This is a genomic window from Providencia rettgeri (assembly GCF_013702265.1).
GTDB lineage: Bacteria > Pseudomonadota > Gammaproteobacteria > Enterobacterales > Enterobacteriaceae > Providencia > Providencia zhijiangensis.
In genome coordinates this window covers 1,023,778-1,047,009 of record NZ_CP059348.1, presented here as the reverse complement: position 1 = coordinate 1,047,009, position 23,232 = coordinate 1,023,778, and the positions used below count along the sequence as shown (strand labels likewise).

Here is a 23,232-nt window from a genome sequence, read left to right as displayed (position 1 = left end):
TCGCTAGCTTTTTGTGATTTTGTTCAGCAGCATATCACTAATGCTGTCATTAGAAATTGTTTCACCGCAAAGCACTTGCATCAAAACTTCCGAGCCAAGGGATGAGAGTGAAAACAGCATATCCGGGTTCAGCAAACGGATTTTATCCATGTTTGACTCTTGGTTAACCAATACCACGGTTTTTGCTTCGCTTTTACTGCCTGATTGCGCTTTTACACCGAGTAAAGCAAAGGTGCTTAACGAGTCGCTATCGGTCATGATCAGCACACATTTCGCCTGTTTCACATTGGCTTCCGCCAATAACGCGGAATCCGTTGGGTCGCCTGTCACGATATTATCTTTTTCGGGATAGTGGCTGCGGTGGCTTTCTTGGCAAATCACCGCCACTGGCAGCTCCCGTTTTTTCAGTGCTTGATAGACATTGACTGCCATCGGGGTACTACCAATCACCACATAATGACTTTTCATATATGAAAACCTCTTGCGAACAATCTCTTTGGTACCTTTGGCTAATACACCCACCACATACACCACGGAGGTAGTAAAAATGGTGATCCCTAAAATAATTACAGTCACCGTAAAGACTCTGGCATCCAAGGTGACAGGCACAATATCGCCAAATCCTACGGTCGTCATACACACCAGCGCAAAATAAAATGCCGTGGTGCCATCTTTCACAACGGGCATGAATTCATCGCCGATATACAGCGTACCGAAAATGGAATAGAGCAATAATGAAATAATACAAGTGAGCGCCACAAACCCTGCGCTACTGATACTGTGTCGAGGGTACAGTTTCCAAAAGAGCGTTAATGCGACAAACAAGCCAAAGGAGAAATAACCTTGTCGTACATGTTCCGTTGCCACTTTTAAGTCAACAAAGGCAATGATTGCCAATAATAAGAGCGCGAAAACCCATGCGATGCGCGCGCCATTGATCATAAATAGCGAAAGAAAGATCAGCGAGATACCCAGTAAGAAGCGGGGAATATCCAGCAATTTCATAAACCCTAAGGATTTTAACCACTCGGTAAATCCACTTTGACGCCAATCGATATAGTCCGTGTAAGCACTTAAGATGGGCTTCAAGATGAGTCCGCCATCAACGATAATTAAAATGGAGAGCAGAATTCTCACGGCTAAAGCGGATTTCAAAAAAGCCACAAAGGCGTTATCTAGCATCGTTTATGCCTCGCATTACGCATCCCCTATCAATTAAATGCCATCAGTATTTCTAGCTAATAGATTAACAAAGAATAATATCAATTCCATTGCTTATGCAATAAATGAAAAGCGTGAAGGAAAGCCTCATTTCTGAATGAGTTAATCATTAAATGAGCGCCAAAAATAAAAATTTATAAATGATTTAAAAATCATTGATAAACAGTGTAATAAATTAGTCCTTATCTGCATCTACAATAAACAATAAAACAGTAAACACATTCTTAATATAATTTGAACTTACTCGATAACTATCTATCTAAAAAACGATTTTTCGACTATGTTTTGATTGTTACTTAACGAAACTAATAATTAAGAGCTAAAAATTTATGGTTAATTCGATAAAAGCAGGAAAGTTTAGCTGGATGTCCTTGTTCTGGCTGTTAATATTTTTCTGGTATTTCTCATCTTTACTGCAGCTGTATGTGGTTGTTACGGGACAAAGTAACACCATCGGGTTAAGAGACTCTTTACTCTATAGCTCACTTTGGCTAGTTCCCGCGCTATTTTTCCCTCGAAAAATCAAACTTGTGGCAGGCTTAATCGGGATTGTGTTATGGCTATCCTCGGTTGTCGCTCTCGCTTATTTCGTGGTGTATGGGCATCAATTATCCCAAAGCGTGATGTTTGTGATGTTCGAAACCAACACCAACGAAGCGGGTGAATTCTTACGCCAATATCTGAGCTTTAAAGTGATTGCGGTGATTTTGGCTTATACCCTTGGCGCTATTTTCCTATGGACACGTTTAAAACCTGTCACGTTGCCAGTACCTGGACGTGTGATTGTGTCCGCACTCGTTCTGATCGTGCTATTTGGTGTGCCTTACTACAATAAAGCCATCAAACAGCAGCGCCCTTTCGAAAACGTGGTTTCCTACGTTAACAGTAAATTAGCGTATGCCGCACCATGGCAGTTTGTAAGTGGTTACTTCCTGTATAAGAACCAACTGGCAAACATGGAAGAATTAATCCGCGACAACAGCAAAATTCCACCATTAGAAAATTTTGTTGATGCCAATGGCAACACCCCAAGAACGTTTGTGTTGGTGATTGGTGAATCCACCAGCCGCGACAGAATGAGCTTGTATGGTTATTCTCGTCAAACAACGCCAGAGCTTGATCAACTGGAAAAACAGTATCCAAACAATTTGGCGGTCTTTAACGATGTGGTTACGCCACGCCCTTATACCATCGAAGCGTTACAACAAATTTTAACCTTTGCTTCAGAAACTGAGCCTGATCTGTTTAATTCCCGCCCATCTATCATGAATATGATGAAACAAGCTGGCTTTAAAACGTTCTGGATCACCAATCAGCAAACCATGACTGAGCGAAATACGCTGTTAACGGCGTTCTCTCGTCAAACTGATAAGCAATATTATTTGAACAACGATATGGCGCAAAGCTCCCGTATTTATGATGACGTGGTGCTCGACCCATTCAAAGAAGCCTTAGCCGATCCTGCTGAGAAGAAATTTATTGTGGTGCACCTACTTGGTACCCATATGCGCTATGAGTTCCGTTATCCTGAAGATAAAGCCATCTTCACCGATAGCAATAGCCCAGTGCCGACCAACTTAAAAGGCGACCAAATTAAAGATTACAATGCCTATGATAATGCTCAGCATTACAATGACTATGTGGTCTCTTCACTGATCAAAGATTTCGACTCTTCAAAAGAAAATGGCTTCTTAGTCTTCTTCTCCGATCATGGTGAAGATGTTTACGACACGCCACCACATGAAATGTTAGGTCGTAGCGAAGGCAAGCCAAGCAAAGTGATGTACAACGTACCATTCTTAGTCTGGCAGTCGCCAGAATGGTTACAGACTCATCAATTTGACTTGAAAGATAAAACCGCTCGCCCATACAGCAATATGGATTTTATCTATACATGGTCTGATTTGGCAGGTCTGAAGTACACCGGATTTGAGCCACAAAAAAGTCTGATTAACACTGAGTACCAACCACAACCTCGTTGGATTGGTGACCCAGAAAATAAAGCATCCATGATGCTGTATGATGACTTAAAGAAATAAACCTCAATCAGCGCAAGTGGGTGTTTACTCACTTGCGCTCTCTCCTTCCCACACAAGCTCCTTCCCACACATCTTTACAGACGCTACATGGATCTTTTTCCATTTCATGTGCTACATTTTGATTTGTCTATGTCGGTATTTTAGCCCCAAATGAATTTACCGTTTAATTAGTATTTTTCTAACATGACCTGTTAAGGAATTAATAATGAAACATAAAATCATTTCTTCTCTTGTTGTTGCAGGCGTTTTAACTCTCGTCGCTGGCTGTGATGATTCATCAAAAAAAGACAGCGCGGTTCAACAAGTCGAAGAAAAAGCCACTCAGTTAAAAGACGCGACTGAGCAAAAAGCCACGGAGTTATCTGATAGCGCAAAAGCCACTGCGCAAGATGTGAAAAACGATGTTTCTGACAAAACATCTGAACTCTCAGACAAAGCCAAAGCGTTAGCGGACCAAGGTGAGAAAAAAGCGGATGAGCTGAAACAAGATGCATCTGACTCCGCCGATAAACTCAAAGAACAGTATGACAAAGCGTCCAGTGAGTTTTCAGAAAAAGCACAAGACATGAAAACGGATGCCATTAACAAGGCTGACGAACTTGCCACTGACGCTAAAGACAAAACTGAGGCGTTAAAATCAGAGAATGATGCGAAGAAATAAATCATCGCATTTTCCCCTTTTTTCATTCTAAAGCAGGCAGATCTTGTCTGCTTTTTTTATGCGCACTGAAATTAATTCATTTTGCTATTTAGCCCGCTTTAAGGCTATTTTTAGCAACATAATTATCTCTTTTGCTCATTTGGTTACACTCCCCTAAATAACACCAAAATACAGTAAGATAAATAAACAATGAATTGATAAATAACATGAAATTTACACCCTTTATTTATTTTCATTTTCCCACTTAGGTTGATCATTGATGGCTACCATGGCAGTATACCCTTTCGTTTTTTGTTCATAACAGGGTTCAAAGGGGGTCACCACTTACCAATTTTTGTTGATAATTCAGCCGTAAATCACCGTTATCAACGCCCACAATTTAGCCATTTTATTGTTCTTTCTATTTCGTTTCCTACAGGGAAACCCTTTCGCAATAACCTATTGTTTCATTCAGAAGGACAGCTCGCCGCATGCCCCCTTAATATTGGTATGCAAAAAATAAAATAAAAATTAAAGAAGGTCGTTATGAGTCAAAACGTGACTGAAAACAAAAAAGTACGCACCAAAATCAGCCCTCCTGTGTTTTACAGTTCGGCTATCATTATTCTGCTTATCGTCGGTTTTGCCGCCTTAATGCCTGAAATGGCAGAATCTCATCTAAGTCATCTTCAAAAGAACCTATTTAACAACGCCAGTTGGTTCTACATTCTCGCTGTAGCCATCATTTTGTTGAGTGTGACTTATCTGGGACTCTCGCGTTATGGACAGATAAAATTAGGTCCTGATCACGCACAACCCAACTTCAGCTATGTCTCTTGGTTTGCTATGTTGTTCTCAGCGGGTATGGGTATCGGCTTGATGTTCTTCGGCGTTGCCGAGCCTGTCATGCACTATCTCAACCCACCAGTGGGGGATCCGCAAACCGTAGAAGCCGCCAAAGAAGCCATGCGCCTGACGTTCTTCCATTGGGGATTACACGCTTGGGCTATCTACGCCATTGTCGCTTTAATTCTGGCCTTTTTCAGCTATCGCCACGGTTTACCACTCACTCTGCGTTCCGCCCTATACCCCATTATTGGTGACCGAATTTATGGTCCTTTAGGTCATGCAGTGGATGTGTTTGCGGTGGTTGGTACCGTGTTTGGTGTCGCAACCTCTCTTGGCTTTGGGGTGCTGCAAGTTAATGCCGGAATGAACCATCTGTTCGGTTTACCGGTGAATGAGACCGTGCAAGTCGGTTTGATTATCACCTTCACGGCTCTTGCGACCTTATCCGTCGTCTCTGGGTTAGATAAAGGGATCCGCATTCTATCTGAGCTGAACCTCGGTCTCGCCTTCCTGCTCTTACTGTTGATAGTGATCTTAGGCCCGACGGTCTTACTGTTAAAATCCTTTGTGGAAAACACGGGGGGATATCTCTCTGAAATTGTCAGCAAAACGTTTAATCTGTATGCCTACGAACCGAAGTCCAGTGATTGGTTAGGGGGCTGGACGCTGCTGTATTGGGGTTGGTGGTTATCATGGTCGCCGTTTGTTGGGATGTTTATCGCCCGAATTTCTCGCGGTCGTACCATTCGTGAGTTTGTCACTGGCGTGCTGTTTGTTCCTGCGGGCTTTACCCTGATGTGGATGACGTTCTTTGGTAATACCGCCATTGATTTAATCAAAAACCAAGGAGCAACCCGACTGGCGGAAACCGTGCAGTCTGATGTCTCTCTCGCGCTATTCGAATTTTTGACCTACTTCCCGTTTTCTACGGTGTTATCGTTCTTCGCCATGCTGATGGTGGTAGTGTTCTTTGTCACCTCTGCGGACTCTGGTGCCATGGTGGTCGATACCCTCGCCTCTGGCGGTGATTCAAATACCCCAGTTTGGCAACGTATTTTCTGGGCTGGCTTAATGGGCGTGGTAGCGATCACCATGCTGTTGGCGGGGGGCTTACAAGCTCTGCAAACCTTAACCATCGCTAGCGCCTTGCCATTCGCCGCGGTTCTGCTTGTCTCCATTTATGGGTTATTCAAAGCGTTACGCGTGGATGCCTATAAACGTGATAGCCAGCAATTAGCTACCATCGCCCCAACTGCGAGCCGTAACCCGATTCCGTGGCAGCGCCGCTTACGTAATATTGTCTATTTCCCGAAACGTGCCCATGTAAAACGCTTTATGGAAGAGTCAGTGAAGCCATCCATGGAGATGGTTTCTGAGGAGCTCGCCAAGCAAGGGACGGTTTGCCATATCCATACCGATAAAGACGATAGGATCGGATTTGAGGTGGATTTAGGCGAAGATATGAACTTTTTATACGAAGTTCGCCTACGTTACTATATTCAGCCGGCCTTTGCCCTTGCTGGTATGGGAACAGAAAATGATGAAGAGCGCAGTGAAGAGCAAAAATACTATCGCGCGGAAATTCACTTAAAAGAAGGTGGGCAGGATTATGATGTGATGGGCTGGGCGAAAGAGCAGATCATTCATGACATCCTCGACCAGTATGAAAAGCATATTCACTTCTTGCACTTGCTCGGCAAGTAACCGCTAAAAATATGCCCCAATTGCATACTCTAAATAATTTGAATTGCAGCTAGGCAGTAAGTGAAGCTATCTCGGGGAGCATACACAAGTATGTGACCCAAGTAGCTGAGCGCAACCAACAACGCTGCGGTTCAAAGTATGACAAAAGCTATACTCTAAATAATTTGAATTGCAGCTAGGCGGTAAGTGAAGCTATCTCGGGGAGCATACACAAGTATGTGACCCGAGTAGCTGAGCGCAACCAACAACGCTGCGGTTCAAAGTATGACGAGTATTTATGCGATTTTACTTCTATCCATAATACTACTGTAATCTGGGCTTTCCAGCGCAATCAACTCTTCCAATAACGCCGTCAATTGCTGCATCTTCTCTTGGGAGAAAGCCTGTTCAATCTTTTGATAACCCTCTTCAACTTCCTGACGCGCCTTGTCATACAACTCTTGCCCTGTTGGGGTCAGTGAGACATACAGTTTACGTTGGTCATTCAATGGCTTTAAACGGAAAATAAGCCCTTCGCGTTCCATACGGGTCAAAATCCCCGTTAAGCTAGGACGCAAAATACAGGTTTGCACTGATAATTCATGAAAATCAATAGAGCGATTATCCGCTAGCACGCGGATGATACGCCATTGCTGTTCGGTCAAATTATAGGACTTTAATATTGGTCGAAAGAAGCCCATTGCGGTCTCTCGCGCCTGTAATAATGCAATTGTCAATGATTCATGCATAAGCTTAAAACTCACCACGCTATTTAAAGTTATGAAACACCCACGACAGAGGGTTAGTCAGCCTCCGTGCTGGTTACCATTTTTAACGCTGCCATTTTTAATGCGGCTGTTTTTTAACACTACAGTTTTTAACGCCGCTTTAGGGTTAGCAATAAATCATAGGGTAACTGCAACACACTCAATTATCTTAAATGCAAGAGTAGCATGCAGCACTAACAATCACAAAGAAAAACACCAAAATATTAATGAGTAAATAAATTTTATCAAAAATTCAAAGTTAATATATTGTAAAATTTTAAAAGTTAAAAAAATAATAAATTCATTATATACAGTCAGTTACACATTCCCCCCTTTATTATGTTAATAAGATCACAATTAAAATTAACATTTCCATAAAGCTATTGCTTATTACAAAATAATACTTTATTAATATATTAATAATTACTCAGAATCGATCTCTTTAATAAGGAGTTGTCAATGAAAGGCACTGTTTTTGCCGTTGCCCTCAACCATCAAAGCCAGCTTGATCATTGGCTCGAGGCGTTCCAGCAAGCCCCTTATAAAACCCCACCGAAAACACCTGTGTGGTTTATTAAGCCGCGTAATACACGCATTAATTCCGGGGATAACATCCTGCATCCTGCTGGCGAAGAAGTGCAAAGTGGCGCAACGCTGGCGTTAGTGATTGGTAAAGATGCACGCAAAGTTAGCGCTCAGAATGCGCTGGAATTTATTGCTGGTTTTGCGCTGGCGAATGAAGTTAGCCTGCCAGAAGACACCTTCTACCGCCCTGCGATTAAAGCAAAATGCCGTGATACTTTCTGCCCAATCGGCGAGTTAGTGAAAACGTCATTATCTTCACCAGTTGAGATCGTGACACTGATTAACGGCCAAGAAGCGGACAGATGGTCAACCAAGGATCTCGTTCGTAGCGCAAGCGAATTAGTGGCTGCACTGAGCGACTTTGCAACCCTAAAACAAGGGGACGTGATTTTACTGGGTACTCCTCATAAACGCGTCACCATCAAACCGGGTGATCACGTTGAGATCCAAGCAGCTGGCTTCCCAAGCCTCAAGAACAGCGTTGTTGCGGCAGGAGGACAATAATCATGAAACACGCAAAAATTCGTTATCAAGGCACTGAATATTCCGTCACTGTCGGTGACGACGAAGCCATCAAGCTGCCAAACGGCAACGTAATTGCTGGCGATAGCGCTGATGTTGAATGGCTACCACCTGCACAAGGTACTTTATTCGCGTTAGGTCTGAACTATGCCGACCACGCCACTGAATTAGAATTTAAGCCACCTGAAGAGCCACTGATTTTTATCAAAGCAGAAAACAGCTTAACAGGTCACCGCCAAGTCTCCGTTCGCCCAGACAATGTTGAATACATGCACTATGAGTCTGAGCTGGTCGTGATTATTGGCAAAGCGGCGCACAAAGTTTCTCAAGAAGATGCCATGGATTACGTCGCAGGCTACACCGTATGTAACGACTACGCGATCCGTGACTATTTAGAGAATTACTACCGTCCAAACCTGCGCGTAAAAAGCCGCGATACGTTGACGCCAATCGGCCCATGGATGGTAGACAAGTCAGATATTAAAGATCCACACAACCTCGCACTGTACACCTACGTTAATGGTGAATTGCGTCAAAAAGGCACCACCGCGGATCTGATTTTTAATATCCCATTTTTAATTGCCTACCTGAGTGACTTTATGACACTGCAACCGGGCGACATGATCGCAACGGGCACGCCAAAAGGGCTGTCCGATGTGGTTCCGGGTGATGAAGTGATCGTTGAAGTTGAAGGTGTGGGCAGGCTGATCAATACCATTATCAGCGAAAAAGAGTATGAGGAGCGAGTGTGATGACTAAGATTAACCATTGGATCAACGGTAAAAACGTTGAAAGCAAAGAGTATTTCGAAACCACTAACCCAGCAACGGGTGAAGTATTAGCGGAAGTGGCATCCGGCGGCCAAGACGAGATCAACCAAGCGGTTGCTGCTGCAAAAGAAGCCTTCCCTAAGTGGGCAAACACGCCAATGAAAGAGCGCGCACGCTTAATGCGCCGCTTAGGTGAGCTGATCGACGAAAACGTTCCTCAAATTGCTGAGATGGAAACTAACGATACCGGTTTACCTATCCATCAAACTAAAAACGTGTTGATCCCTCGCGCGTCACATAACTTTGAATTCTTTGCTGAAATTTGCCAGCAAATGAACGGTCGCACCTATCCGGTTGACGACAAAATGATGAACTACACCCTGATCCAGCCAGTGGGTGTGTGCGGGTTAATTTCTCCGTGGAACGTGCCATTTATGACCGCGACATGGAAAACTGCACCATGTTTAGCGCTAGGTAACACCGCGGTTCTGAAAATGTCTGAATTATCTCCACTATCTGCAAACCGTTTAGGTGAATTAGCCCTTGAAGCGGGTATCCCTGCGGGCGTACTGAACGTGGTGCAAGGTTACGGTGCTACAGCAGGTGATGCACTGGTGAAACACCATGACGTTCGCGCTGTCTCCTTCACAGGGGGCACCGCAACGGGTCGCGCCATTATGCAAAACGCGGGTCTGAAAAAATACTCAATGGAATTAGGCGGCAAATCTCCGGTTCTGATTTTTGAAGATGCCGACATTGAACGTGCAATGGATGCCGCGCTGTTCACCATTTTCTCTATCAATGGCGAGCGTTGTACTGCGGGTTCACGTATTTTCATCCAAGAAAGCATTTACCCAGAATTCGTAAAACGCTTTGCTGAGCGTGCAAATCGCCTGATCGTCGGCGACCCAACGGATCCGAAAACCCAAGTGGGCGCACTGATCAGTCAACAGCACTGGAACAAAGTGTCTGGTTATATCCGTATTGGTATGGAAGAAGGTGCAACCTTGTTAGCGGGTGGCCCAGACAAACCAACGGATCTGCCGGCTCATCTGAAAAATGGTCATTTCCTGCGTCCAACGGTTCTGGCGGATGTGGACAACCGGATGCGTGTGGCCCAAGAAGAGATCTTCGGACCCGTCGCTTGTTTGATCCCATTCAAGGCCGAAGAAGATGGTCTGCGTATGGCGAACGATGTGGAGTACGGTCTGGCTTCTTATATTTGGACTCAAGATGTCAGCAAGATCCTGCGTCTTTCTCGCAATATCGAAGCCGGTATGGTGTTTGTTAACACCCAAAACGTCCGTGATTTACGCCAACCATTCGGCGGCGTAAAAGCCTCCGGCGTCGGCCGTGAAGGCGGCGAGTATAGCTTCGAAGTCTTCGCCGAAATGAAGAACGTTTGTATCTCCTACGGCGACCACAACATCCCACGCTGGGGTGTGTAAGTTTACAACGCTCTGTGCTGGAAACCTTATATTCCAGCACTTTCCGCTGAATTCTATTGATACTCAGCATCGTTAAAACTGATAAACCAAGTCACTTCAGGTCGTTAGAAGAGCTACAACTTAGGTAAACTCGATGTCTTACCCTAAATAATTCGAGTTGTAGCTAGGCGACAAACAAGCTAATCCCTAGGAGCATACATAAGTATGTGACTAGGGTTAGCGCGAGCAGTCAACAACGCTACAGCTTGAAGAATGACGGGTAAGGATATAAATATGGGTAAGTTGGCATTAACGGCGAAGATTACACACGTCCCATCAATGTACCTATCTGAACTGCCGGGCAAAAACCACGGTTGTCGCCAAGCCGCCATTGATGGGCACAAAGAAATCAGTCGTCGCTGCCGTGAACTCGGCGTCGACACCATTATCGTTTTTGACACTCACTGGCTGGTCAACAGCGCTTATCACATTAACTGTGCCGATCACTTCAAAGGCATCTATACCAGTAATGAACTGCCGCATTTTATTCGCGATATGGAATATGAGTATGACGGCAACTCCGTATTGGGTCAGATGATCGGTGAAGAAGCTCGCAAGCTAGGCGTTCGCGCTCAAGCTCATGAAATTCCAAGCCTAACTCTGGAGTACGCAACGCTGGTTCCAATGCGTTATATGAACAGCGATCGCCACTTTAAAGTGATCTCCATTTCAGCATTCTGTACCTCACACAGCTTTGAAACTAGCCGTAAATTAGGTGAAGCCGTACTGACTGCGATTGAAAAATATGACGGTACCGTGGCGGTATTAGCGAGTGGATCCCTGTCTCACCGCTTTATTGATGACCATCGTGCGGAAGACGGCATGAACAGCTATACCCGCGAATTCGATGAGCAAATGGACAAACGCGTCGTCAAACTGTGGCGTGAAGGTCGTTTCGCTGAGTTCTGCAAAATGCTGCCAGAGTACGCGGATTACTGCTATGGCGAAGGTCATATGCATGACACCGTGATGTTATTGGGTCTGCTCGGCTGGGATAAATATGATGAGAAAGTCGAAGTGTTAACTGACCTGTTCGCCAGCTCCGGAACTGGGCAAATCAACGCGATTTTCCCACTGCCAAAGTTTATTACTGATAAACAAGCTGCCAACGCATAAGGAACGGATATGCCTCATTTTTATGCTGAATGCACCGACAACATTCGTGAAGAAGCCGCCCTACCCGAGCTGTTCGCTAAAGTAAACAGCGCGTTAGCTGGCACAGGAATTTTCCCGTTAGGGGGCATTCGTAGCCGCGCAATCTGGCTGGATACTTGGCAAATGGCGGATGGCAAACACGATTACGCGTTTGTGCATATGACTTTAAAAATTGGTGCGGGTCGCTCCCTTGAAGATCGCCAAAAAACCGGGGAAATGCTGTTTGATCTGATCAAAACCCATTTTGCCGATTTAATGGCAAAGCGTTACTTGGCGCTCTCTTTCACCATGGAAGAGCTCGATCCTGTTCTGAACTACAAACAGAACAATGTGCATGCCTTGTTTAAGTCATAGAAAGTTTAAGCCATAAAAAATTTAAGTTGTCATTGATGGATATCGATAGGGGGCAATATGCCAATTTCATTTACCAATAGACCGATACCGCGCTGGTTGATCCCGTTACTGGGCTCACTGGTGGCGTTCGGTCCCCTATCGATTGACATGTACTTGCCAGCCTTACCACAAATGGCACAAGCACTGAATGCCACCCAAGGACAGATGCAGTACACCCTCGGGGCATTCTTTGCAGGTTTCTGCGTCGGCATGTTGTTTTATGGTCCCCTGAGCGATCTGCTAGGACGCCGTAAAATGTTGCTAAGTGGGCTGGTCATTTTTACTCTCGCCAGCCTGCTATGCGCCCAAGCCACCAGCTCGGAAGCCTTAATTACCTTTAGAGCATTGCAAGCATTTGGAAGTGGTGCCGCGATAGTGATGGCGCGCGCCATTGCCCGTGATGTGTATCCTTCTAGCGAGCTGCCTAAAGTGCTGTCACTGATGACATTAGTCACCATGATAGCCCCATTATTAGCGCCATTAGTGGGCGGATTTTTACTAATTCATTTTGAATGGCAAGTAATTTTCTATGTACTCGCGGCCGTGGGGTTGTGCTCTGTTTCAGCAATTTTCTTACTGCTACCTGAAACCTTGCCTCATCAGCGTGAATCCCGCAATTTAGTCGGTGTCGCCTTTCATAATTATCGGTTGGTGCTCACAGACCGAGAAGCACTGAGTATCATTGGCACTATGGCATTCTCTTTTGCTGGTATGTTCGCCTTTATCAGTGGTTCACCGTTTGTGTATATCAATTATTTTGGTGTTTCTGAACAGTATTATGGGCTGCTGTTTGGCTGCAATATTTTGGGCATGATTGCGATGTTGCTGCTTAACGTCCGATTGCTCAAGGTGTATAGCCTGCCACGAATTTTGGGCATGCAAAGCGGTATCCAATTGATTTTTGGTGTCCTGTTGTTAATTTTCTATCAACAAAGCCTACCAATTATTGTTATCCTAGTGGTTCTGTTCCTATCGATGGTTAATGCTATCGGCACCAACAGTTTGTCACTGTTACTGCAACACCGCGGGAAAATCGCAGGCAGCGCCAGTGCGCTCGCCATCTCAATTCAGTTTGCCTTGGCAGCCCTTGCCAGTGTTGCAGTGTCCATACTACAAGATGAATCCCCATTTGCTATGGCACTCGTAATGGCGATTTGTGCCGGACTGAGTTTTTCAAGCCAACGCTTGTCCGCTAAAAATGTCCACGCACACGTTCATTCAGTGTCTTCGGAGAACAACGAAAAATGAGCTTAAACACCAATTCTAAATTATTCCGCCAACAGGCTTACATTAATGGTCAATGGGTGAATGCCCAAGACAGTAGCCAGTTTGATGTGACTAACCCAGCAAATGGAGAAGTGATTGCTCGCGTCAGTAATGTGGGTGCCACAGAAACTCAACAAGCCATTGAAGCCGCAGAAAAAGCATTGCCTGCATGGCGTGCAAAAAGCGCTAAAGAACGCAGCCAAATTCTGAACAAATGGTTCCGTTTAATGATGGAAAACCAAAAAGAACTCGCGCAGATCCTGAGTACTGAGCAAGGTAAATCCCTCAATGAATCCATGGGTGAAATTGCCTACGGTGCCAGCTTTATCGAGTGGTTTGCTGAAGAAGGTAAGCGCACTTACGGCGAGACAATTCCTTCCCCACTGCCAGGTCGCCGCTTAGTGACCATCAAGCAGCCTGTTGGCGTGGTAGCCGCTATCACTCCTTGGAATTTCCCTAATGCGATGATCACCCGTAAAGTCGGCCCAGCCCTCGCGGCGGGTTGTACCATGGTATTAAAACCTGCGGCTGAAACCCCATTATCTGCACTGGCATTAGCGGCATTAGGTGAAGAAGCCGGTATTCCAGCAGGTGTATTCAACATTGTTCCGGGTACCGATGCCAAAGCGATTGGTGCAGTCATGACTTCAAGCCCGATTGTTCGCAAACTAACCTTCACCGGTTCTACCCGTGTGGGTAAATTACTGATGGAACAGTGCGCAGATACCGTGAAAAAAATGTCGCTGGAATTAGGCGGTAACGCACCATTTATCGTATTTGACGATGCCGATTTAGATGCTGCGGTTCAAGGGGCATTAGCGGCTAAATTCCGTAATAGCGGACAAACTTGCGTGTGTGCAAACCGTATTTTAGTCCAAGAAGGTGTTTACGATGAGTTCGCAGCTCGCCTCGCGAAAGCCGTGAGCGCATTAAAAATTGGTCCAGCGACCCAAGCCGATTCAGAGCAAGGCCCGCTTATCAACCAAGCTGCCGTGGATAAAGTGTCTGAGCACATCGCGGATGCCGTTTCGAAAGGCGCTTCTATCGCTGCGGGCGGTAAATCATCCAGCCTTGGTGGTCTGTTCTTCGAACCTACCGTATTGGTCAATGTGACTGAATCCATGAAAGTAGCGAAAGAAGAGACATTTGGCCCATTAGCACCATTATTTAAATTCCGTGATGAACAAGAAGCTATCGACCTCGCCAACGATACTGAGTTTGGTCTGGCATCTTATTTTTATTCACGTGATATCGGACGTATCTACCGTGTGGCTGAAGCCTTAGAAAGCGGCATGGTGGGTATTAACGAAGGCATTATTTCAAATGAAGTGGCTCCGTTTGGTGGTATTAAGCAGTCAGGACTTGGTCGTGAAGGCTCACGTTACGGAATCGAAGATTATCTGGAAGTGAAATATCTCTGTTTCGGTGGGTTATCCCACTAACTATAGCCGATTTAGCCATACTCTCCCCCTTCGCGTTAATGCAATAACGCAATGGCGCGAAGGGCAAAGAGTTATCAGGAGCATTTTAAGCATGTTGCAACAAGATACTATTTCAACAATCGCTCAACGCCTAAACCAAGCGGAAAAAAGCCGCCAGCAAATCCGTCAAATTTCTTTGGATCATCCCGAGATGACCATTGAAGATGCCTATGCCATTCAAAAAGAATGGGTCGGCTTAAAGCTGGCGGAAGGGCGTGTATTAAAAGGGCATAAAATCGGTCTGACATCCAAAGCGATGCAAGCCAGTTCCCAGATTGATGAGCCGGATTATGGCGCACTGCTCGATGACATGTTCTTTGATGATGGCTGTGATATTCCAACCGATCGCTTTATCGTTCCGCGTATTGAAGTTGAACTGGCATTCGTGTTAGCAAAACCGCTGCGCGGCCCTAACTGCACCTTATTTGATGTGTATAACGCGACGGACTATGTGATCCCCGCTTTAGAGCTGATCGATGCCCGTTGCCACAATATCGATCCTGACACTAACCGTCCACGTAAAGTGTTCGACACCATTTCAGATAACGCGGCAAACGGCGCAGTGATCTTAGGCGGACGTCCGATTAAACCGCGCGATTTAGACCTGCGTTGGATCAGCGCCCTGCTTTATCGTAACGGTGTGATTGAAGAATCTGGCGTTGCGGCTGCGGTGCTAAACCACCCAGCTAATGGTGTGGCATGGTTAGCCAATAAATTAGCCCCACACAATGTAGAGCTACAGCCGGGACAAATTATCCTTGGCGGTTCATTCACTCGCCCTGTTCCTGCTCGTAAAGGGGATGTTTTCCACGTTGATTACGGCGTGATGGGCTCAATTAGCTGCCGCTTTGCATAAGGAGTTCACTGTGGATCTGTTAGAAAATAAATTCAAAAAAGCCCTAAAAACAGGCAAACCACAAATTGGTTTATGGCTAGGATTGTGCAGCCCATACAGCGCTGAGCTGGTTGCTGGCGCTGGATTTGATTGGCTGTTGATCGATGGTGAACATGCACCAAACAATGTGCAAACCACCTTAGCGCAATTACAAGCTATCGCTCCGTATCCATCGCAACCAGTGGTTCGCCCGGCATGGAATGAGCCGGTGATTATCAAGCAATTGCTGGATATCGGCGCACAAACACTTTTACTGCCAATGGTGCAAAATGCGGAACAAGCAGAGCAAGCGGTACGCTCAACTCGTTATCCACCAGCGGGAATTCGTGGGGTGGGCAGTGCCTTAGCGCGCGCCTCTCGCTGGAATCGTATTCCTGATTATTTAAAACGCGCTAATGATGAAATGTGCGTGATTGTCCAAGTGGAAACCCGCGAAGCTATCAAAAACCTACCTGAGATCCTCAAAGTTGAAGGGGTTGATGGTGTCTTTATCGGCCCTGCAGATCTGAGTGCGGATATGGGCTTTTCTGGCAATCCAAACCACCCTGAAGTGAAAGCGGTGATTGAAGATGCCATTAAGCAAATTCGTGCGGCAGGTTTAGCGCCGGGAATTTTGATGGCGGCACCAGATATCGCTGAACACTATATTAAGTTAGGCGCCCTGTTTGTCGCCGTGGGTGTGGATACCACATTATTAGCGCGCACCGCTGAAGCCCTTGCCGCGAAATTCGGTAAAACGGTTTCCGATATGGATAACAGCGCATCTAGCGTGTACTAAAACAATCAGAACTCCTCTAGGTCGTTCAATTTTACCCTACGCTCATGGGCGACCTAGATAGTAAGCAATAAAATCGCAACCACAACAAGGCAGCCCAAATGACTGCCTAGTAGACCCTTGTACCTATAATAAATTGTAATTAGAGGGCATTATAATGAGTCATTCACAGAATGTTGCTAGTAACAATCCTGCAGAGCAACATAAGAACCTTACTGAACCGCAACAGCGGGTGATTAATAAGCTTTTTAAACGACTGATCGTATTTCTGTTCGTTCTATTTGTTTTCTCGTTCTTAGACCGGATTAATATCGGCTTTGCGGGACTGACAATGGGGAAAGACATCGGTCTGACGTCTACCATGTTTGGTCTAGCGGCCACCCTGTTTTATGCGACTTACGTTATTTTTGGTATTCCAAGTAACATCATGCTCGGCATTGTCGGCGCTCGTCGCTGGATTGCCACTATCATGGTGTTATGGGGTATCGCCTCTACCGCAACAATGTTCGCCACCGGGCCAACCAGTTTATATATTCTGCGTATGCTGGTGGGTATTGCTGAAGCCGGTTTCTTACCAGGGATTTTAGTTTACTTAACTTACTGGTTCCCCGCTTATTTCCGTGCTCGTGCTAACGCTCTATTTATGATTGCAATGCCTGTCACCATGGCATTTGGCTCGCTAGCTTCTGGTTATATTCTGGGACTGGATGGCGTTTTAGATCTGAAAGGCTGGCAGTGGTTATTTTTACTGGAAGGTTTCCCATCTGTTCTGCTGGGTATTTTAGTGTGGTTTTATCTGGATGATTCTCCGAAGAAAGCGAAATGGCTAACTCAGGAAGATAAAGACACCCTGCAAGAGATGATGGATAAAGATCAATTAGAATTAGTACAGCCACACGGTTCCAAAAGCCAGACTGCACTACAAAATACCAGTCTGTGGAAAGAGATTTTCACCCCTGTGATCTTAATGTATACCGTTGCCTATTTCTGTCTAACTAACACACTGAGCGCCATTAATATTTGGACGCCACAAATTATGCAGAGTTTTAATCAGGGCAGCAGTAATGCCATGATTGGGCTATTAACGGCGATCCCTCAGTTTTGTACGATTTTAGGGATGATTTATTGGAGTCGCCGTTCAGATCGCTTGCAAGAGCGTAAGATGCACACTGCGTTGCCGTATTTGTTTGCGGCGGCAGGTTGGATCATTGCAGCAATGACCCATCAACCGATGATCCAATTATTGGGGATCATTATGGCGTCCACCGGTTCGTTTACTGCGATGGCGGTTTTCTGGACCACGCCAGATCAGTCGATCAGTTTACGCGCTCGCGCAATCGGTATTGCCGTAATCAACGCAACAGGTAATATAGGCTCCGCGGTTAGCCCACTGTTAATCGGTTGGCTGAAAGATCAAACGGGTAGCTTCAATTCCGGTCTCTATTTTGTAGCCGGTTTGCTGGTCGTCGGTGCCATTCTGGTCATCGCCATCCCAATGAAAAACTCAAGACCAAGAGCTACACCGTAAACTGTCAAACTGTCAAACTGTCAAACTGTAAAACAGTCGAATTAAAGAAATGAGTGCTGCACTCCAATAACCTTGAGCATTGCTCAAAATAATTCGAGTTGCAGCTAGGCGGCAAGCAAGCTAATTCCTAGGAGCATACACAAGTATGTGACTAGGATTAGCTTGTGTAGCCAACAACGCTGCAGCTTGAAGAATGAAGAGCAATTATGACGGGCATTACAAACATAGATATTGGGAAGGACTACGATGACGTCCTGGGCAACGACGACGTCCACTACCAAACCTTCGGCAAACTCGCCGCCTTCTTCGGCCGCGACATGCCTGCTCATCGTCACGATGGCTATTTTCAATTACACTATTTAGTCACTGGGCATATTACGCTTCAGCTGGATGAGTCCCGTTATTCTGTGCAGGCACCACTATTTATTTTAACACCCCCTTCTGTCGCCCATGCGTTTTTTACCCAAGAAGATACTGACGGGCATGTACTAACCGTACGGCAAGATTTAATTTCGCCACTATTGGAATCACTTTATTCTGCCAACCTGGACAGAGTCGATATTCCGGCGATTTGTTTATCTGTCGCGGATAAACCCCAAGATATTGAAACTTTTAATCATTATTGGGATTTAATGGCGCGGGAATCTGCCAATAACTATATTGGTCGAGACCAAGTGTTATCTTCACTTGCCCAAGCCCTATTCACCTTTTTACTGCGCTCTGTCCCCCTTGACGAGCACCATGTTAGCGGCGTGCGTGGTGAACATCGATTATTCCAACGTTTTAACCAGCTTATCGATATGCATTATCGCGAGCATCTCTCTGTCCCTGATTATGCGGATAAACTCGGCGTCACCGAATCTCGCTTAAAAGATATGTGCCGGCGATTTGCCAACCGCCCTCCGAAGAAACTCATTTTTGATAGGATTTTACGAGAAGCCAAACGCATGCTGCTCTTTTGCGATATTTCCGTCTCTGAAATTGCCTATCAACTTGGATTTAAAGATCCAGCCTATTTTGCCCGCTTTTTTAATCGTTCAGAGGGTACCTCACCGAGCCAATGGCGCGAACAAAATATCCACTAAATCGTGGATGTTAAAATTTTAGTATCCCCCTTAAATTATTTTACATAATGCAAACATTTTTGATGTCTTGCATTTTTATTTTTAAAGTTACAACTTGTACTATTAGTCGCAAACAAAAAGTGAATATTGAGCTCAAAAAACAACCAAATAAAATATTAATAAATAAAAATCATTAAGTTTTTAATGAAAATTAATACAATGATAAATAAGGGTTTATTTAAAATAAATGAAATAGCATTAACATTAAAATATCGATAAGATCACATTTCTTTCATAAAACCACCTCACCAACGAAAAGTACCAGCATTTCTTTGGAAAGTCTCTTTTAAAACCCCACAGAAAACGATTCAATTAGTAAACACAAAACAAACATAAAATTAACATTATTCAAGCTTGCAACCTTTGTACGCCGACAACCCGCAAGCCCTCTTTGTTCTAAAACGAGGTAGACATGAAACCAGAAGATTTTCGTTCCGATGCTAAGCGCCCATTTAATAGCCAAGAATATCTAAAAAGTTTGCAAGATGGTCGCGAGATTTATATCTATGGTGAGCGTGTTAAAGATGTCACCACGCACCCTGCTTTTCGTAACTCAGCAGCTTCTATAGGACAGTTATATGATGCGCTTCATGATAAATCGACTCATGACCAGCTTTGCTGGGGCACAGATACAGGTAACGGCGGGTACACCCACAAATTCTTCCGCTTCGCAAAAAGTGCCGATGACTTACGCCAACAACGCGACGCCATCGCAGATTGGTCACGCCAAAGCTACGGATGGATGGGACGCACTCCAGACTATAAGGCGGCATTCGCCAGCTGTTTAGGGGCTAACCCAGAATATTATGGTCAGTTTGCCGACAACGCACGCAACTGGTACAAACGTATTCAAGAGAGCGGCTTATACTTTAACCATGCGATTGTTAACCCACCTATCGATCGCCATAAGCCTGCCGATGAAGTTAAAGATGTTTATATAAAGCTAGAAAAAGAAACTGATGCAGGTATTATCGTCAGCGGTGCAAAAGTTGTTGCAACCAACTCTGCGTTAACACACTACAACTTTATCGGTTTTGGTTCTGCACAAGTCATGGGTGATAACCCTGATTTTGCTCTGATGTTTGTTGCACCAATGGATGCGGACGGTGTGAAATTAATTTCCCGTGCATCTTATGAATTAGTTGCTGGTGCAACAGGGGCTCCGTTTGATTACCCGTTATCAAGCCGTTTTGATGAGAATGATGCCATTCTGGTCATGGATCATGTGTTAATTCCATGGGAAAACGTACTGATTTATCGTGATTTCGACCGTGCTCGTAACTGGGCGGTACAAGGTGGCTTTGCTCGCCTGTTCCCATTACAAGCGTGTGTACGTTTAGCCGTCAAACTGGACTTCATTACAGGTCTTCTACAAAAGAGCCTTGAATGTACGGGTGTTATTGATTTCCGTGGAGTTCAAGCGGATCTCGGTGAAGTGGTTGCTTGGCGTAACCTGTTCTGGTCACTGACTGATGCTATGTGTTCAGAAGCAAAAGCTTGGGAAGGCGGCGCGTTCCTGCCAGATACTCAAGCCATCCAAACGTATCGCGTTATGGCACCAATGGCCTACACCAAAATCAAGAATATCATCGAAAGTAACGTAACAAGTGGTTTGATCTATCTGCCATCAAGCGTTCGTGATATGAATAACCCAGAGATTGACAAATATCTGGCAAAATATGTTCGCGGTTCAAATGGGATGGATCACGTTGAACGTATTAAAATTTTAAAATTAATGTGGGATGCTATCGGTAGTGAATTCGGTGGTCGCCACGAGCTGTATGAAATTAACTATGCGGGAAGCCAAGACGAAATTCGTCTGCAATGTCTGCGTCATGCATACGGTTCTGGCAACATGAAAGCCATGACAGACATGGTTGACCGCTGCCTGTCTGACTATGATCAGCACGGCTGGAAGCGCCCTCACCTGCACAACAACAACGATATTAATCTGTTAGATTCGCTGCTGAAGTAATCGGCAGCAGGAGGTCAAAATGTCTTTAGAAAATGAACATCGCTTACGCTTCAGAGATGCGATGGCAAGTCTCGGTGCCGCTGTTAACATCGTCACCACGGATGGTCCAGAAGGTCGTTGCGGTATTACTGCCACTGCGGTTTGTTCTGTGACTGATACGCCACCGACTTTGATGGTATGCGTTAACCGCAACAGTGCTATGAATGCGGTTTTTCAAAAGAATGGCCGCCTATGCGTTAACGTTCTCAACCATGATCAAGAAGATTTAGCTTGTCACTTTGCGGGAATGAAAGGCTCGACGATGGATGAGCGCTTTGGATGGGACATGTGGGATAAAGGTATTTTAGAACAACCATTGTTAAGAAATGCCCTTGCTAATCTTGAAGGTGAAATTACCCAAGTACAAGATATTGGCACTCACTCTGTCTATATGGTTGAGATGAAAAAGATTGTTGTTAGCGATGATGGACACGGTTTAGTCTATTTTAAACGTAAATTCCATCCCGTTTTGCATAAAATCTTAGAGCATACAGCCTAATTTAGCCTCCATTTTATTACGCTATTCTAAGCCCCTAAATTCATCATTTAGGGGCTTTTTTATTATATCTATCTAATGTAACTTTCTTAAATCAAATCCATTCTCAGGCAATTTTAGTCTAATTGACACCGACCAAATTAGAGGTATACACTGGAAAAATACTTATATGACATCCTAATAAATAAAATAAAACAAAATATGAAATATCTTATTAATAATATTATTTATGACAGCCATCAGGGGTTGTTATATCGCGATAATATCGACGATGCAATTAAACTAACTACCACACTAAACCGCTTATTATTGGTGCTAGTGCAAAATAATGGTGAGGTTTTAGATCGTGAAACATTATTAAGTCGAGTGTGGGATGAACACAACCAAGTGGCATCCGATAATAACCTCAACAGTAGTATTTCTGTTTTACGCCGCCATTTGTCCTCATTTTGTGAGGATGAAATAATTACAACTATACCTAAAGTGGGCATCAAGCTTAATGCGCAATTGCAGTCGTTATCATCAGAATTAAATCACGATACCCAACAAGAAGAACCTGTAGAAATATTACTTAGTGAACATCAGGAAGCACTCATTATAGAAGATGCACCAAAAGAAAAAGCACAAACAGTAAAGAAAAAAAGCTACATCCTCAATAACCGTTTTATTGAGCTAGCCTTAGTTGTAATTATTATTTTTTGCTTACTTTATCTTTTTAAAAGCTATTTTTTTGCTACGCGAACAGAATATCCTGAGGTGGGTCGCATTGATCAGTGCAGCATACGCTATATTAATAGCTACCATAAACCCGATATGACGACGATTAGTTTTACTGATTTACAAAATCAGTTAACACGGTTAAACATTGATTGCAAAAAACCGGCTACGTTATTTTATTACAATGTTGGTATCGTCACGAATGATAAAAACCTCTATGATAACTTTTTATTTTTATCTTATTGTCCTAACACCCCCAAAGATAGTACCACAGTGAGTTGTGAGAATTTTTATGTCAAATAAGAAATCTGTCAGGGCTTTTTGGCTACTGATTATTTCAACCATCTTAGTCTTCATTAGTAGCTATGTTTATTATAAAAACAGCACCGCCATTGTCCCAAGTTGCAGAGCAACATTAAAAATTGATATTTCAGACAGCCGTTCAGACTTAAAAGGCTATTACCTACTTAGCATTATTCCAAATGAGAATGACCCTGAGCATCATACTTTTGTGATGAATGGAACCATCAGCAATGATGGCAAAAGTTATGTTATCGCTCGTAAATTTTATATGAAATATGTCTACCAAGGCGGGCATTTTTTCTCACAAGTCGAACGAGTTGTTATTGATCCTAATGACCAAGCTCAAAATAAAGTAAAAATACGGGGTATTCCGCAAGAAGGGCAAATTTATTTTGTGAACATAAAGCGTTTGAGTAAAAAAAACTATATTTTTGAAGAGAACTTCTCCCCTCTTTTTATTTGCACAATTTAATTTCAATCAGCAAACATTTCATCATGACAAAAATAGAGCATCGAATTATG

At 44.3% G+C, this 23,232-nt stretch carries 20 protein-coding genes; 18 read left to right on the top strand and 2 right to left on the bottom strand.

The features are described from left to right. Nucleotides 1-3: 3 nt before the first annotated feature. Nucleotides 4-1,182, bottom strand: coding sequence for an ion channel (locus H0913_RS04665; RefSeq protein ID WP_154604488.1), 1,179 nt, complete (start codon nt 1,180-1,182; stop codon nt 4-6). 368 nt (nt 1,183-1,550) lie between these two features. Here H0913_RS04665 and cptA point away from each other — a divergent pair, with 368 nt between their 5' ends. The 3 genes from cptA to H0913_RS04650 all read left to right on the top strand — a co-directional run bounded on the left by cptA (nt 1,551) and on the right by H0913_RS04650 (nt 6,453). Continuing rightward, nucleotides 1,551-3,260 (top strand): phosphoethanolamine transferase CptA, encoded by a 1,710-nt coding sequence (cptA, locus tag H0913_RS04660; protein WP_154639409.1) that lies wholly within the window; start codon nt 1,551-1,553, stop codon nt 3,258-3,260. A 205-nt stretch (nt 3,261-3,465) separates the two neighbouring features. Then, nucleotides 3,466-3,921, top strand: a complete 456-nt coding sequence (locus H0913_RS04655) for a hypothetical protein (protein ID WP_154604486.1) — start codon at nt 3,466-3,468, stop codon at nt 3,919-3,921. Nucleotides 3,922-4,446: 525 nt separating this feature from the next. Continuing rightward, complete coding sequence (locus H0913_RS04650) at nt 4,447-6,453, top strand: BCCT family transporter (protein WP_154604485.1); 2,007 nt, start codon at nt 4,447-4,449, stop codon at nt 6,451-6,453. Between the two features lie 275 nt (nt 6,454-6,728). Here the strand turns inward: H0913_RS04650 and hpaR are convergent, their stop codons facing one another. After that, on the bottom strand, nt 6,729-7,181 hold the full coding sequence (gene hpaR, locus H0913_RS04645; RefSeq protein ID WP_154604484.1) for a homoprotocatechuate degradation operon regulator HpaR: 453 nt from the start codon (nt 7,179-7,181) through the stop codon (nt 6,729-6,731). 477 nt (nt 7,182-7,658) lie between these two features. Here hpaR and H0913_RS04640 point away from each other — a divergent pair, with 477 nt between their 5' ends. From H0913_RS04640 to H0913_RS04570, 15 genes are all read left to right on the top strand, one after another. After that, nucleotides 7,659-8,288 (top strand): fumarylacetoacetate hydrolase family protein, encoded by a 630-nt coding sequence (locus tag H0913_RS04640; RefSeq protein ID WP_154639408.1) that lies wholly within the window; start codon nt 7,659-7,661, stop codon nt 8,286-8,288. A gap of 2 nt (nt 8,289-8,290) precedes the next feature. Beyond that, entirely contained in the window at nt 8,291-9,058 is a 768-nt protein-coding gene (locus H0913_RS04635) for a fumarylacetoacetate hydrolase family protein (RefSeq protein ID WP_154604482.1), read from the top strand. Continuing rightward, nucleotides 9,058-10,524 (top strand): 5-carboxymethyl-2-hydroxymuconate semialdehyde dehydrogenase, encoded by a 1,467-nt coding sequence (hpaE, locus tag H0913_RS04630; protein ID WP_181478057.1) that lies wholly within the window; start codon nt 9,058-9,060, stop codon nt 10,522-10,524. Before H0913_RS04635 ends, hpaE begins: the two co-directional genes overlap by 1 nt. A gap of 273 nt (nt 10,525-10,797) precedes the next feature. Continuing rightward, nucleotides 10,798-11,679 (top strand): 3,4-dihydroxyphenylacetate 2,3-dioxygenase, encoded by an 882-nt coding sequence (gene hpaD, locus H0913_RS04625; RefSeq protein WP_036962703.1) that lies wholly within the window; start codon nt 10,798-10,800, stop codon nt 11,677-11,679. A 9-nt stretch (nt 11,680-11,688) separates the two neighbouring features. Further along, nucleotides 11,689-12,072 (top strand): 5-carboxymethyl-2-hydroxymuconate Delta-isomerase, encoded by a 384-nt coding sequence (locus tag H0913_RS04620; RefSeq protein WP_154604480.1) that lies wholly within the window; start codon nt 11,689-11,691, stop codon nt 12,070-12,072. Between the two features lie 57 nt (nt 12,073-12,129). Further along, nucleotides 12,130-13,359, top strand: coding sequence for a Bcr/CflA family multidrug efflux MFS transporter (locus H0913_RS04615; protein ID WP_181478056.1), 1,230 nt, complete (start codon nt 12,130-12,132; stop codon nt 13,357-13,359). Further along, on the top strand, nt 13,356-14,819 hold the full coding sequence (locus tag H0913_RS04610; protein ID WP_154604479.1) for an NAD-dependent succinate-semialdehyde dehydrogenase: 1,464 nt from the start codon (nt 13,356-13,358) through the stop codon (nt 14,817-14,819). Before H0913_RS04615 ends, H0913_RS04610 begins: the two co-directional genes overlap by 4 nt. Before the next feature lie 91 nt (nt 14,820-14,910). Further along, nucleotides 14,911-15,714: a 2-oxo-hept-4-ene-1,7-dioate hydratase gene (gene hpaH / locus H0913_RS04605; RefSeq protein WP_154639406.1), complete on the top strand. Its 804-nt coding sequence runs from the start codon at nt 14,911-14,913 to the stop codon at nt 15,712-15,714. Between the two features lie 10 nt (nt 15,715-15,724). Continuing rightward, complete coding sequence (hpaI, locus tag H0913_RS04600) at nt 15,725-16,531, top strand: 4-hydroxy-2-oxoheptanedioate aldolase (RefSeq protein WP_036954009.1); 807 nt, start codon at nt 15,725-15,727, stop codon at nt 16,529-16,531. A gap of 154 nt (nt 16,532-16,685) precedes the next feature. Further along, a complete protein-coding gene (gene hpaX, locus H0913_RS04595; RefSeq protein WP_154639405.1) occupies nt 16,686-18,056 on the top strand; it encodes a 4-hydroxyphenylacetate permease in 1,371 nt (456 codons plus the stop codon). Nucleotides 18,057-18,262: 206 nt separating this feature from the next. Beyond that, entirely contained in the window at nt 18,263-19,141 is an 879-nt protein-coding gene (gene hpaA, locus H0913_RS04590; RefSeq protein ID WP_154604476.1) for a 4-hydroxyphenylacetate catabolism regulatory protein HpaA, read from the top strand. A gap of 451 nt (nt 19,142-19,592) precedes the next feature. After that, on the top strand, nt 19,593-21,155 hold the full coding sequence (hpaB, locus tag H0913_RS04585) for a 4-hydroxyphenylacetate 3-monooxygenase, oxygenase component (RefSeq protein WP_108479482.1): 1,563 nt from the start codon (nt 19,593-19,595) through the stop codon (nt 21,153-21,155). A gap of 19 nt (nt 21,156-21,174) precedes the next feature. Beyond that, nucleotides 21,175-21,693 carry a 4-hydroxyphenylacetate 3-monooxygenase, reductase component gene (gene hpaC, locus H0913_RS04580; RefSeq protein ID WP_154604475.1) on the top strand — a complete coding sequence of 173 codons (519 nt, stop codon included), beginning with the start codon at nt 21,175-21,177 and terminating at the stop codon, nt 21,691-21,693. 198 nt (nt 21,694-21,891) lie between these two features. Then, a complete protein-coding gene (locus H0913_RS04575; protein WP_154604474.1) occupies nt 21,892-22,710 on the top strand; it encodes a winged helix-turn-helix domain-containing protein in 819 nt (272 codons plus the stop codon). Continuing rightward, complete coding sequence (locus tag H0913_RS04570) at nt 22,700-23,182, top strand: FidL-like protein (RefSeq protein WP_154604473.1); 483 nt, start codon at nt 22,700-22,702, stop codon at nt 23,180-23,182. The genes H0913_RS04575 and H0913_RS04570 overlap by 11 nt, the downstream gene beginning before the upstream one ends. Nucleotides 23,183-23,232 lie beyond the last annotated feature (50 nt).

What these genes read in the sequence shown, in the direction of transcription:
- H0913_RS04665 (WP_154604488.1), bottom strand. Translation starts at nt 1,182, where the DNA reads ATGCTAGATAACGCCTTTGTGGCTTTTTTGAAATCCGCTTTAGCCGTG.
- cptA (WP_154639409.1), top strand. Translation starts at nt 1,551, where the DNA reads ATGGTTAATTCGATAAAAGCAGGAAAGTTTAGCTGGATGTCCTTGTTC.
- H0913_RS04655 (WP_154604486.1), top strand. Translation starts at nt 3,466, where the DNA reads ATGAAACATAAAATCATTTCTTCTCTTGTTGTTGCAGGCGTTTTAACT.
- H0913_RS04650 (WP_154604485.1), top strand. Translation starts at nt 4,447, where the DNA reads ATGAGTCAAAACGTGACTGAAAACAAAAAAGTACGCACCAAAATCAGC.
- hpaR (WP_154604484.1), bottom strand. Translation starts at nt 7,181, where the DNA reads ATGCATGAATCATTGACAATTGCATTATTACAGGCGCGAGAGACCGCA.
- H0913_RS04640 (WP_154639408.1), top strand. Translation starts at nt 7,659, where the DNA reads ATGAAAGGCACTGTTTTTGCCGTTGCCCTCAACCATCAAAGCCAGCTT.
- H0913_RS04635 (WP_154604482.1), top strand. Translation starts at nt 8,291, where the DNA reads ATGAAACACGCAAAAATTCGTTATCAAGGCACTGAATATTCCGTCACT.
- hpaE (WP_181478057.1), top strand. Translation starts at nt 9,058, where the DNA reads ATGACTAAGATTAACCATTGGATCAACGGTAAAAACGTTGAAAGCAAA.
- hpaD (WP_036962703.1), top strand. Translation starts at nt 10,798, where the DNA reads ATGGGTAAGTTGGCATTAACGGCGAAGATTACACACGTCCCATCAATG.
- H0913_RS04620 (WP_154604480.1), top strand. Translation starts at nt 11,689, where the DNA reads ATGCCTCATTTTTATGCTGAATGCACCGACAACATTCGTGAAGAAGCC.
- H0913_RS04615 (WP_181478056.1), top strand. Translation starts at nt 12,130, where the DNA reads ATGCCAATTTCATTTACCAATAGACCGATACCGCGCTGGTTGATCCCG.
- H0913_RS04610 (WP_154604479.1), top strand. Translation starts at nt 13,356, where the DNA reads ATGAGCTTAAACACCAATTCTAAATTATTCCGCCAACAGGCTTACATT.
- hpaH (WP_154639406.1), top strand. Translation starts at nt 14,911, where the DNA reads ATGTTGCAACAAGATACTATTTCAACAATCGCTCAACGCCTAAACCAA.
- hpaX (WP_154639405.1), top strand. Translation starts at nt 16,686, where the DNA reads ATGAGTCATTCACAGAATGTTGCTAGTAACAATCCTGCAGAGCAACAT.
- hpaA (WP_154604476.1), top strand. Translation starts at nt 18,263, where the DNA reads ATGACGGGCATTACAAACATAGATATTGGGAAGGACTACGATGACGTC.
- hpaB (WP_108479482.1), top strand. Translation starts at nt 19,593, where the DNA reads ATGAAACCAGAAGATTTTCGTTCCGATGCTAAGCGCCCATTTAATAGC.
- hpaC (WP_154604475.1), top strand. Translation starts at nt 21,175, where the DNA reads ATGTCTTTAGAAAATGAACATCGCTTACGCTTCAGAGATGCGATGGCA.
- H0913_RS04575 (WP_154604474.1), top strand. Translation starts at nt 21,892, where the DNA reads ATGAAATATCTTATTAATAATATTATTTATGACAGCCATCAGGGGTTG.
- H0913_RS04570 (WP_154604473.1), top strand. Translation starts at nt 22,700, where the DNA reads ATGTCAAATAAGAAATCTGTCAGGGCTTTTTGGCTACTGATTATTTCA.